Below are 11,720 nucleotides of genomic sequence, written 5' to 3' on the forward strand. Positions count from 1 at the left end.
GCCGGGCCTGTGGAATTCAGGAGGATGACGTCGATCCGGCGCCGCCGCGATGAATAGTTGATGGGCGGGCGCTCACCCGCGAGGCCACATCTCGTTGGGACTGGAGCCGCCCACCGGAGAGTGCAGCCTCAGGGCGATGATATCCGCTTTCGGCACTGCCTTGCTGTAAAGGAACCCTTGCGCCGAGCCGCATCCGTTTGCGGCGAGAAAGGCAGCCTGCTCGGCGGTTTCGACGCCTTCCGCCACGACATTCTGGCCGAGACAGCGCGCGATCGAGAGAATCGCCTTCACCAGTTCCTCATTGCGCCTGTCGGCGCTGTTGATGAAGGACCGGTCGATCTTCAGCGTGTCGATCGGAAAGCGCGCGAGGTAATTCAGCGCCGAATAGCCGGTGCCGAAATCGTCGATGGCGATCGAAAATCCCATGCTGCGAAGTTCGGAGAGCGTCTGCAGCGTCTCGTCCTTCTGATCGAGCAGAAGGCTTTCGGTGATTTCGATTTCGATCCATTCGGCGCGGCAACCGGTCTCGCCGAGAATCTCGGCGATCGACTTTACCAGTCCGGCGGATTGGAATTGTTTGACCGACAGGTTGACCGCCACCTTGTGCGGCGCCTGGCTGCCGGCATTCAATTCGACCGCGGTCTGGCAGGCCTCGCGCAGCACCCATCGCCCAAGCTCGACGATCAGTCCCGTATCTTCCGCGACCGGAATGAAGCGGTCGGGCGGGATCATGCCCATCTCGGCGTGGCGCCATCTCAGCAGGGCTTCGGATCCGACCATCGCGCCGCTGTCCAGAAGCACCTTCGGCTGGTAATGCAGTTCCAGCTCTTCGCGCTCGATCGCCCGGCGCAATTCCGATTCCAGCCGCATGCGTTCCTCGGCGTTCGCCGTCAGGTCCTTGGAATAGAAACGAAAATTGTTTCGCCCCGAGCGCTTGGCGAGATACATCGCCGAATCCGCGTATTTCACCAGGTCATTGGCGTCGGCGCTGTCACCGGGATAGAGCGCAATGCCGACGCTGCAGGAAATGAAGACCTCCTTGCCATCCAGCAGGAAGCCGTCCTTGAACTTCTCGAGAATGCTGCTGGCGATGCGGCCGAGATTATCGCCTTGCCTGAGATCCGGCAGCAGGATTGCGAACTCGTCGCCGCCAAGACGGGCGACGGTGTCGTAATCGCGCACACTCGCATTGAGGCGTGCGGCCGCCTGGCAGAGCAACTCGTCGCCGACAGGATGGCCCATCGTGTCGTTGACCACCTTGAAATGGTCGATGTCGATCAGCATCACGCCGGCGCGCTCGCCCCGCGATCCGGCCGAGGTGATCATCTGCCGCAGCCGATCGTTGAACAGCGACCGGTTCGGCAGCGCGGTCAAGGGATCGTAGAAGGCCATCTGGTGGATCTTTTGGCGCGAGGCATTCAGCTCGGTCACGTCACGCGCCACGCCAAGAACCCCGACGACCTCTCCCGCCGCATCCATGACCGGCACCTTGCGTGTTTCAAGAAGAATGGATTGGCCATTCTCCTGCGAAACCACCCACTCCTCATCGCTGAGGATGCACTCGCCGGCCCTGATCGCCGCCTTGTCCGATTCCCGAAAAAACCGAGCCCTTTCGATATCGAAGAGGTCGAAATCCGTCTTTCCGACAACCTCGGCTTCCGCCAATCCGGTCAGCCGCTCGAAGGTGTGGTTGCACAGGAGATAGAACCCATCCATGTCCTTGACCCAGATCATGTCGGGCATGGTTTGAAGCACGCTGAGCAACTGCGTCCGTACCGAATTGATGGCGTCTTCAGCCTGTTTTCGCTCAGTGATATCTCGCGAGAATGCCAGGAGCGTGGTGGCAGCGATCGGATCGGCGCTCGGTCGTCTCGCCACGGAAAGCTCGAACCACCGCGTTTCGCCGTTCGGCAGGGCGATGCAGATGCATCGGCCGTAGGCAACGCCCTCCTGGCCGGCGGTGCGAAGAGCCTCCATCGCGATGGCTGCCTGATCGGGCGCAAGAATCTCGTTGACCGTCTTGCCGAGCAGCATCTCCTTCTGTAGAGCCAGCAGTTCCGGGCTTCTAGTCCAGACCTGGAGATAGCGGCCGTCCTCATCCATCTCGAAAAGAACATCCGGGATGGCGATGAGGATACCTTCCGCGAATTCAAGCGCCTTCTTGAGTTCCTGCTCCGCCTGCTTGTGCTCGGTAATATCGACAACGGCGCCGATCAGGCCGGACGGAGCGCCGTTTTCCCCTGGCAACACCGCCTTGTTGAAAACGACATTCCGCACCGCACCGTTCGCGGTCAGCATCTTTCGTTCGGAACGCTGGGCTCCACCTCTTTCGCGGAGCGCCTCATTATCGACGAAATGGAGTTCAGCCAGGTGTTTCGAACTGAGATCGAAATCGGTTTTCCCGATGATCTCTTCGCGTCGGTAGCCGCAAAAATCTTCGAAAGCCTTGTTGCAGCCGAGATAGTGGCCATGTGGGTTCTTGTAAAAAAGCGGAAGGGGGAATGGCCCCAGCAAAGCCTCGAGAAGCGCTTCCCCGTCAATTGCGACATCCTGATGTTGCATTCCTTTTCCCTCGCCCTCTCCATCTTGCATAAGACTGACGGGCTGCCGAGGCGACTGGAACGAGGACTTCGTCATGCGTTTACCACTATGAGTAACAACCGGATATCTCATCCACCGGCTGCGTGTTCTTCCAAGAAAGCCGCCCAAGTCATTTGAGGGGCGCGGATCCGCTACATCAAGCACGTCGCTCGACCCGGAACACTGCGGTCAGAAAATTAAGAGATCGCTCCGTCTGCGGCGGCGCTGCAATTTTCGGCGCGCGATACGGATCATCCCGGCGCAAAGTGGATAGTTTCGTCGGCAAAATCCCGCCCGCTCGGTGCCGCAGTCCTGCGACGAGATCGTCGAAGCCGCCGAAAGGATCAAGGCTGCGGGACGCGTGCCGGTCGCGCTCGGCGGTGCGCGATGGGAGGTGTCTCTCATCTTCAACGACATGTCTATAAGAAGACCTTCCCGCTCACCAATCGCAATGGCGCGACCGGGGGGCAGGAAGCCTTCGCCCGGATGTCGATCGCAACAATCAGGTTGCGTTCAGCCGGATCAAGGGATCGCTGCCGGTCCGCACCGACGTCGCTTCGTCCGGGCTCGATCATTGCGGCAAGCTCGGATTGGAGATGATCAAGGCCAAGAAGGGTGAAGTCAGCGCCCAGTCGCAGGCCATGCCGACCTAGATGTCGGAAGGCTGGATTGCCGTGGTGGGAGACTTTTTCAACGACAGGAACATGTCTTCGCAAGAGGTTCAAAGACGCTTGCACGATCTGCTGATGCAGCGCTGAGAGAGGCTCACTCCGCACACGCCGACAGCGCAGCGAATATCCATAATTCGCAACCATGTCCAATAAGCGCAGCAAACGGCGTGCCGACAGTGCATCTTCTACCGGAAACTGGGAAATTAACAAACCCTCAAGTTTTCCAGCTACATCTTGCTTTTGCTATTTTTTGTCTTGCGTCACGGTGTGTTTTGCAGTCGGCTTTTTCATACTCACTTGCTCGAATTACGAGCGCCCTCCGCAGTCTCGGAAGGGATAGGGGCGGCAACGTCGCGATCGTCGTCGCCCTCAGCCTCGTTCCGATGCTCGTCGCCGTCGGTGCGAGCTTCGACTATATCCGCAGCTACAATGTCCGGCAGAGGATGCAGAGCGACCTTGACGCGGCCCTGATCGCAGCGGTCAAGCAGATCAACAACACCGAGGATACCGACGCTCTCAAAGAGAAGGTTGCCGACTGGTTCCACGCACAGGTGGACAATAGCTACACGCTTGGCGATATCGACATCGATACCCTGAACCACAACATCACGGCGACGGCGAACGGCACCGTTCCGACGACATTCATGAAGATCGCCAATATCGAGACCGTTCCCGTGAGCGTGGCAAGCGCCGTCAAGGGCCCTGCCACGTCCTATCTCAATGTCTATATCGTCATCGACACATCGCCGTCGATGCTGCTGGCGGCAACGACGTCAGGTCAGTCGACCATGTATACCGGCATCAAATGCCAGTTCGCCTGCCACACGGGCGATTCACACACCATCGGCAAGACGACATACGCGACCAATTATGACTACAGCAAGGAAAAGAAGATAAAACTGCGCGCCGATGTCGCCGGCGACGCCGTGCGCGAAGTGCTCGACATGATCGACGAATCCGATGAGAATCATGAACGCATCAAGGTCGGGCTATACAGCCTCGGAGATACGCTTTCGGAGGTTCTCGCCCCGACTCTGAGCACGGATACGGCGCGCACCCGCCTCGCGGACAGCAGCTACGGCCTCACCAGCGCGACCTCGAAGGCCGCCACCTATTTCAACGTTTCCCTTGCGACCCTCAAACAGAAAGTCGGCGCCGGAGGGGACGGAACCTCCTCGGGCTCGCCGCTCAAGCTGGTTCTCCTGCTGACGGACGGTGTCCAATCGCAGCGTGAATGGGTGACAAATGGCTCAAAGTACTGGCCTAAAGTAGCGCCCCTCAACCCCGCCTGGTGCGACTATCTGAAAAATCAATCCAACACGATGGCCGTGCTCTACACCGAATATCTGCCGATCACCACGGACTGGGGCTATAACGCGACCGTCGGCTCGACCATGGCGAGCGCCAACTGGAAGAGCACCTGGGGCGGCACCATGGACAGCGGCGTGTCGACCAGCATTACGAGACGCGATTATATTCCCTACGCGCTTGCCGACTGCGCATCGTCGAAGAGCCTGTTCATATCGGCATCGTCGTCGACGGAAATCACGGCGGGCCTGTCGACGCTCTTCACTCAATATCTCTCTTCCGTCCGGCTGACCCAATGATCGCAAGAAACCGCTTTGCACTGCTTCGCCGCCTGCTCGGCGATCGCAAGGGAGTGGCTGCGATCGAATTTGCGATCCTGGCCCTGCCGCTCTTCATCATGATCTTCGGCATCATCGAAGTGTCACTGATGTTCTTCGTCAACTCCTCGCTGGACGCTTCCGTTCATAAAATCTCTCGGATGATCCGTACCGGCGAGGTGGCGTCATCGAAGATCACACTGGCCACTTTCAAGAGCAAAATTTGCGACGACATGCTTCTATCTTTCAGCTGCTCGAGCGGCCTCGTCGTCAAGGTCAGCGTGCTTTCCGATCTGTCGTCCGCCACCAGCGCTGATCCGATCGACGACAGCGGCAATCTCGCCGTCACCGAGACTTATGATATCGGCAAGGGCAGCGATTACATTCTGGTACAGGCGTTTCTGCCCTGGGAAGCCTCGGTCAATTTCTTCAGCCTGTCGAGCGCCAAGCTTTCGGACGGCCGCTATCTCCTTGGGTCCTCCGCTCTGTTTCGCAATGAGCCCTTTTGAGATGATCATGAAACGGAACCTCCCCCTTCTCAGCCTCGCCCGATCCTGCATCGGTCGCCTCGCATGCGACCGCACGGCCGCTTCGGGCGTGGAATTCGCACTGGTGCTGCCGATCCTGATCGTGCTGCTGTTCGGCACCGTCGATCTCGGCCATGCCCTCACCGTCAGCCGCAAGATAGACGAGATTGCCTCCAGTACAGGCGATATGATCGCGCAACAGAGCACCTGGACGAAGACCGACGTCGCCAAGCTTCTTTCCGGGGCGAGCTTCATCCTGCAGCCCTATGAGACCACCGGGCTGACGATTACGGTCACGGTCAATGATGTCGACAACAGCGGCAAGGCGACCGTCAACTGGTCCGCCGCGTTCAACACCTCGTCGCTTGCTTCCGGCACGGCAAGCGCGATCGACATACCGACGAAGATCCAGGAGACGGGCGTCCAGGTGGTGCTGACGCGGGTACAATACACATTGACGACACCGGTGTCGTCATTTTTCTCGAACTTCACCGGACAGAACGGCTACAGCTTCGACCACCATTTCTTCAATCGCCCACGCGTGAGCGACACGATCAGTTACAACTAATGCATATGAGCGCGTCGCTGCAACGGCGATTCAGCGCTTGGCCCTGTCGCAGGCCGATAACCGCGAGATCGAGCCGGCTCACCCCGCGAGCCTGACGATGCCGTAGGGATTGAACTTGAATTCGTCCACTTCATAGGTGGAATCAAAGGAGAGGCTTGCGCCCCGCGCCTTGAGCGTCGGATCGAGACCCTGCTTACCGATCTCGTCGGCAACTGCATCCATGATGGCAACGGCCTGCCTTTCGCTACCGGCCGTCTCCGGCACATAAACCTCCGGCAGCCCCACGAGATGGAAGCCGACGCTTTCCAGATATCCCCGCGCCGAGAGCGGCCGCTTCGCGAAGGCCAGCCGGCCGACGCGCTGCTGGGCGAGCGGATTGCCGGCTTTCTGCGCTTCGACGCCTTGGCCGATCAGCACTCTCCATCGATCCAATCCATGTGCGATACCGGCGCTTTCGCCCTTGACGGCAACCGCTCCCGCCTCGATCAACCGCTCGACGAGGCGCAGGGCCGTCATCGACACCTCGACGGTGTCTGCTCGCGCCATGCTCGGCCCGAGGACATAGAGGACGGATTGATGATCGGCGACGGCTTTCTCGTCCGCCTCGTTCCATGCATCGGGTTCGACTCGATCCCAGCAGACATCGAATGACCGGCTCATGCGGTCATCCGGCTCTGCCTGCGAATAGTCCTCATCGACGCTGAACCCGGTGGCGAAATCACGGATCGCTTGGGCTGCCGCTTCGGACAAGCGGCTGAGGTCGCGATCCCTCCCGAGAAAACAGAGGACATGGCGGGGTGTCACCGACGACGCCTCCTCCTGGGCGACTGTTTCCGGGCTGGTGTCGATAGCGAAAGAAGGTTTCCAGCCGATCAGGGCCCATAGAGACCCCAACAGCGCGCGACGCACGATATGCAAGATCAATGCCTCCGTTCGGTCGAATCTTTACAGCTTGCGCTTGTAAACACATGACGTCCGAAACGAAAGCGGGATCATCGCCCAGGCGATGCGTCGCGCCCCTTAGCTCAGGCCCAGATGTCCCCTGGGGTGAACCCTTCGGTGAAGGGATCGTCATTGTCCAGAACGAGGGTGTTCAGGCCGGAGATCCAGCTGGTGCCGGTCAGCGTTGGGACGACGGCGGATCTATCACCGATCCTTGCTTCTTCGACCAGCCTGCCGGTGTAGATATTGCCGAGAATCCCCTGATGCCGGAAATCCTGATTGAGCGGCAACTCGCCCTTCGCATGCAGAACGGCCATCTTCGCGCATGTGCCAGTGCCGCAGGGGCAGCGATCGAGCGCTCCCGTCCAGGTCGCGGGATCGTCCCAGGAAAGATCACCCGTCGCCATCGTCACCGTGTTCTTCCAGTCGGCGTTCGGATCATCCGTTGGCCCCGACAGCTGCGAGATCGTGATGCCGACGCCGGGATAATGCGGATGGGCAACCGGCAACTGTTCGATGGCCGCCTGGCGGATCATCGCGGAAACACGCGCGATCTCCCGCCCGTGCGCCGGGATCAATTCGAGCCCCTTGAACTGCCTGACATCGGCGATGACATAGAACATGCCGCCCCAGCCGACATCGACCGTAACCTTTCCAAGATGCGGCACGTCGATAACGGCATCGAGATGGGCGGCAAAGGCCGGGACGTTCTTGAAGGTGACGTTCTTGACCTTGCCGTTGCTGCATTCCGCTTTGACGCGGATCAGGCCGGCGGGCGCCTCGAGCACCAGCTCGGTGATCGGCTCCTTCATCGGAAGCATGCCCATTTCCAAAAGCACGGTCACGACCGAAATGGTATTGCCGCCGGACATCATCGGATATTCGACCTGCTCGAGAATGATATAGCCGGCATCGGCTTCCGGGTGACAGGGCGGCACGATGATGTTGCAGCAATGGGCGGGATAGCCGCGCGGCTCGCGCAGCATCAGCTTGCGCAGCTGATCGTCGTTGCTCTCCAGCCATTTCATCTTCTCATAGACGGAATTGCCGGGAATATGCGGAATGCCGCCTGTGACCACGCGCATCGGCGTGCCCGCGTGGGTATCGACTGCGTGGATCGTTCTTTTGAAACCCATTTTTTCCTCCAATGCCAGCTTTTCGGCGCGTTTACCTCAAGCGACCGTCGTGCCCGTCCGCGAGAGCCTGACGAATGACCCGCGATCGCTATTGCTTTGTAATATCGTATACGATATCCAAAGATGCAGACCTGTCAATCGCCAAAGTGATGGCCATAGACACCATTGTACATTTTGGCCTGTCGGCGTTTGCCTGCTTTGCTAGAACGCCGCATGGCCTGAACGCTGCGTCAAAGCTGGCGGATGCCCGCAAGGCATCCGAGGACAAAACAACGAATGGAGATCCGAGATGTCGGATGAGGTTTTACTCGATCAGTCTGAAGCCGAGACCTTGGCGATACGGGCCTGTCGGGCAGCCGGCGCAGCGCAATCCACCGCCCGCTCCCTGGTGGACGCCACCTTGTCCGCCGCGCTCTTTGGCCCTGCGACCCTCGGATTTCCGCACATGCTGGATTATCTCGACAGCTTTCGCGAGGGCCGCATCAACTGCCATCCAACGCCAACCTGCGAGCGACCGTTTCCCGCCTTCTTCATCGCCGATGCCGATCGCGGTATCGCGCAGCTCGGCTTCGATCTGGCGTTAAACGATCTGGCCGAAGCGGCGCGAACTTTCGGGGTCGCCATCTTCACGCAAACGAACAGCTACACCGCGGGAGAGCTGGGCTATTATGTTCGTCGGCTTGCCGGCGAAGGCCTTGCCGGCATCGCCGCGACCAATGCAAATGCCATGGTGGTCGCCAAAGCGGGCGGTCCCGCCGTCTACAGCACGAACCCGATGGCCTTCGGCTTCCCGCTCGGAGAAGGCTCGCTGCCGCTCATCATCGACCAGGCCTCGAGCGCAACGGCCTATGTCAACATCGTCGCAGCCGCAGCCGAGGGGCGCAGCATTCCGGAGGGATGGGCGGTCGACGAGACGGGCATGGACACTCGGGATGCCGCAAGAGCACTGGCCGGAGCTCTCCTTCCCTTCGGCGGGCGCAAGGGCGCCAATTTGGCGCTGATGGTGGAAATGCTGTCGGCCGGACTGTCCGGAGGCCCCTGGTCGCTGGACACGCCATCTTTCAGATCGGGAAACGCCAGCCCGGCGGTGGGATTGACCGTCATCGCAATGATGCCCGGACGCCCCGACGATGGCCTCGTCGAGCGCGCGCATCGCCAGGCAACCCGGCTCCAGCAACACGGCGTGTTCATACCTGGCGTCGACGGGATCGAATATCCAAAATCGCCGTCCCAGAGCCTGAAAGTGCCGCGCGCGGTCTTCGAGACCATCAAGCAGATCGCGGACGCCTGACGGACCGGCATCGATTTCAGGGTGCGTTCAGCGCGGCTTTTTTGCCGGAAGATGTTCGAGGAGGGATTGGCAGGCGCTCATGATGTGAGCATAGACGAGACCGGCCGCCTTTTCTTCGTCACGCGCCCGGCACGCTTCGATGATCTGCCGATGTTCGCGGTCCGCCGTCTGCTGGCCGTGCGACAGCGTCAATTGCACCCGGAGATAGCGTTCCAGCCGGTCGTTGACGGAACGGATCGTGTTGACCAGGAAAGGTCGTTGCGCGTCCTCATAAAGACAGCTGTGAAACCGCCAGTTCAATTCCGACCAGCGCGCCACATCCGTTTCCTTGGCGAAGGCGTCGCAATAGGCGAGCGCCTTTTCGAACGTTTCCTCCGTCATATGAGGAATCGAGAGCCTGATGGCATTGGATTCCAGGATCGCTCGCACCTCGAAGATCTGGGCGATCTCGGGCTCCGAGACACTGGTAACGATTGCGCCCTTGTTCCGGTGGAATTCCACCAGACCTTCGGCCTCCAGCCGCTTGAGCGCTTCCCGCACGGGGATCTTGCTGACATTGAACAGGCGGGCGACATCGTCCTGACGGATCGGCTCGCCTTCATCCAGCGAGCCGTCCGCGATGGAATCGCGGATGAACTTCAGGATGACATCCGAGGCGGTGGGGGCCTTCCCGAGATTGGTCACCTGAGCGGTGTTGAAAGGCATGGCCCAAGCTCCTTCTTGTTCTGCGGGGCGCGAAGATGCTTGGGATATCGTAGACGATCTCATTGCTCAAGGCCGATCGGCGCTTCAAGCCACGGCTTGCGCTCCGGTGATTTCCACCAGTGAGCCGCACATGAAGGCCGCTTCATCCGATGCCAGGAAGGCAACGAGCGCTGCCACCTCCTCCGGCCTGCCGATACGGCCGTAGGGAACGAGCTTGTCGAGATCGGCGATCGTCCGGCCGGAGCGGGTGACGCCCGCTTCGAGCATCGGCGTATGGATTTCGCCGGGGCAAACCGCATTGACCCGGACCTTGTCGGGCGCGTAGTCGCGGGCAAGATTCTGGGTGAAGGCGGCGACCGCTGCTTTCGTCGTGTTGTAGGCGATGTGATTCGGCGCCGGGTAGAGCCCCCATTGCGAGGCAGTATTGACGATCGCGCCGCCGCCGGCGGCGATCATATGCGGCAGTGCGGCCCGGCAGAGATGGAACATCGAATCGAGGTTGACGGCGAAGCTCGTGTTCCAATCCTCGTCCGACAGCGCCAGCAGATTTCCGCGCCGGTTGATGCCGGCATTGTTGACCAGCACGTCGAGCCGCCCCTTGATCGCAAAGGCTTTCTCGATGAGGTCGACGCATTCCGATTTCCGCGAAATATCGGCCGCGATGGCAATCGCCGATCCGCCAACGGCCTCTATGCCGGCGGCGACGTCACCGGCCGCCTCGGCGTTCGCGTCCGTCACCACCACCAAGGCGCCCTCATCGGCCAGCCTCCTGCAGATGGCCGACCCGATGCCGCCTCCGCCGCCCGTCACGACGGCGACCTTGCCCAAAAATCTCTTCATAACGAACCCCTTCCCTTTGTCCTCAGGCGATTGCGGACGCACTAGCGCTGCCGCACCGCTGGAATTGCTCTACCTGATGTAGCTGCCGCCATTGACGTCGAATGTCGCGCCGTTGACCGATGCCTGCGACGGACGAAGCAGGAAGGCAACCAGTTCGGCGATCTCGCCCGGCTCGGCCATCTCACCGATCGGAATATCGCCAACCGCCGCCTCCTTCCCGTGCCTTGCCACGAAATCCTCGGCCATTTCGGTCCGCACCCATCCCGGCGCGACGGAGACGGCGACCACTCCGTCGCGACCGAAGCTCCTCGCGATCGACTTTGTCAGATTGGTGAGCGCCGCCTTCGTCGCCCCATAAGGCATGGCGTCGGCTGCGTAGCCGCGCTGACCGGCGCGGCTGGCCATATTGACGATCCGCCCGCCGCCATGCTGCTTGAAATGCACGAGCGCCTCTTTGCAGAGATCGCCGCCGCGAAGAAGTTCACCTGAAACTCCTTCTGCCAGGCCGCCCGCCAGTCGGCCGGATCGGCATCGATCGAAATCTCGTTGCGGACCCCGGCATTGTTGACGACGGCATGGATCCGTCCCGCCACCGAAAGCGCGTCGCGCCAAAGCGCGAAGGCGCCGTCCGGACTGGAGAGGTCGGCCTGAACGATCAATCCGTTTCCGCCGAGCTGGCCGAGCAGGGCTTCCGCACGCTGCCTGTCACGGCCGTAATGGATGACCGGTCGTGCGCCTTCGGCCGAAAGGCGCTCGACGATGGCTGCGCCGATACCGCCGGATGCTCCGGTGACGAGGACAGTCTGGCCGGCCAGAGGTTGAAGGTGAGACAATT

At 60.6% G+C, this 11,720-nt stretch carries 9 protein-coding genes and 2 pseudogenes; 5 read left to right on the forward strand and 6 right to left on the reverse strand.

Annotated elements, in window-relative coordinates; translation table 11 throughout:
* Window positions 1–72 precede the first annotated feature (72 nt).
* Window positions 73–2,562 (reverse strand): bifunctional diguanylate cyclase/phosphodiesterase, encoded by a 2,490-nt coding sequence (locus Tal182_RS30925; protein WP_245344909.1) that lies wholly within the window; start codon window positions 2,560–2,562, stop codon window positions 73–75.
* Window positions 2,563–3,012: 450 nt separating this feature from the next.
* Here Tal182_RS30925 and Tal182_RS33060 point away from each other — a divergent pair.
* The 4 genes and pseudogenes from Tal182_RS33060 to Tal182_RS30945 form a co-directional block, all read left to right on the forward strand.
* Window positions 3,013–3,338: pseudogene (locus tag Tal182_RS33060) on the forward strand (carbohydrate ABC transporter substrate-binding protein); the annotation flags it as partial.
* 185 nt (window positions 3,339–3,523) lie between these two features.
* Entirely contained in the window at window positions 3,524–4,858 is a 1,335-nt protein-coding gene (locus Tal182_RS30935) for a TadE/TadG family type IV pilus assembly protein (protein WP_085862013.1), read from the forward strand.
* Entirely contained in the window at window positions 4,855–5,385 is a 531-nt protein-coding gene (locus Tal182_RS30940) for a TadE/TadG family type IV pilus assembly protein (RefSeq protein WP_085862014.1), read from the forward strand. The genes Tal182_RS30935 and Tal182_RS30940 overlap by 4 nt, the downstream gene beginning before the upstream one ends.
* 1 nt (window position 5,386) lies before the next feature.
* Window positions 5,387–5,971, forward strand: a complete 585-nt coding sequence (locus Tal182_RS30945) for a TadE/TadG family type IV pilus assembly protein (protein WP_085862015.1) — start codon at window positions 5,387–5,389, stop codon at window positions 5,969–5,971.
* A gap of 78 nt (window positions 5,972–6,049) precedes the next feature.
* On the opposite strand, the gene Tal182_RS30950 is transcribed toward Tal182_RS30945, so the two are convergent.
* Together Tal182_RS30950 and Tal182_RS30955 are read right to left on the reverse strand one after the other, a co-directional pair.
* Entirely contained in the window at window positions 6,050–6,889 is an 840-nt protein-coding gene (locus Tal182_RS30950; protein ID WP_085862134.1) for a hypothetical protein, read from the reverse strand.
* A 107-nt stretch (window positions 6,890–6,996) separates the two neighbouring features.
* Window positions 6,997–8,049 carry a proline racemase family protein gene (locus Tal182_RS30955; RefSeq protein ID WP_085862016.1) on the reverse strand — a complete coding sequence of 351 codons (1,053 nt, stop codon included), beginning with the start codon at window positions 8,047–8,049 and terminating at the stop codon, window positions 6,997–6,999.
* A 289-nt stretch (window positions 8,050–8,338) separates the two neighbouring features.
* On the opposite strand from Tal182_RS30955, the gene Tal182_RS30960 reads away from it, so the two are divergent.
* Complete coding sequence (locus tag Tal182_RS30960) at window positions 8,339–9,340, forward strand: Ldh family oxidoreductase (protein WP_085862017.1); 1,002 nt, start codon at window positions 8,339–8,341, stop codon at window positions 9,338–9,340.
* A 27-nt stretch (window positions 9,341–9,367) separates the two neighbouring features.
* Here Tal182_RS30960 and Tal182_RS30965 read toward each other — a convergent pair whose 3' ends face one another.
* The 3 genes and pseudogenes from Tal182_RS30965 to Tal182_RS30975 all read right to left on the reverse strand — a co-directional run bounded on the left by Tal182_RS30965 (window position 9,368) and on the right by Tal182_RS30975 (window position 11,718).
* Window positions 9,368–10,045, reverse strand: a complete 678-nt coding sequence (locus Tal182_RS30965) for a GntR family transcriptional regulator (RefSeq protein WP_085862018.1) — start codon at window positions 10,043–10,045, stop codon at window positions 9,368–9,370.
* Window positions 10,046–10,129: 84 nt separating this feature from the next.
* Window positions 10,130–10,885: an SDR family NAD(P)-dependent oxidoreductase gene (locus Tal182_RS30970; protein WP_085862019.1), complete on the reverse strand. Its 756-nt coding sequence runs from the start codon at window positions 10,883–10,885 to the stop codon at window positions 10,130–10,132.
* A 69-nt stretch (window positions 10,886–10,954) separates the two neighbouring features.
* Window positions 10,955–11,718, reverse strand: a pseudogene (locus Tal182_RS30975) (SDR family oxidoreductase).
* Between the last annotated feature and the right edge of the window lie 2 nt (window positions 11,719–11,720).

Origin of the sequence: Rhizobium sp. TAL182 (assembly GCF_002117725.1) — a bacterium.
GTDB lineage: Bacteria > Pseudomonadota > Alphaproteobacteria > Rhizobiales > Rhizobiaceae > Rhizobium > Rhizobium esperanzae.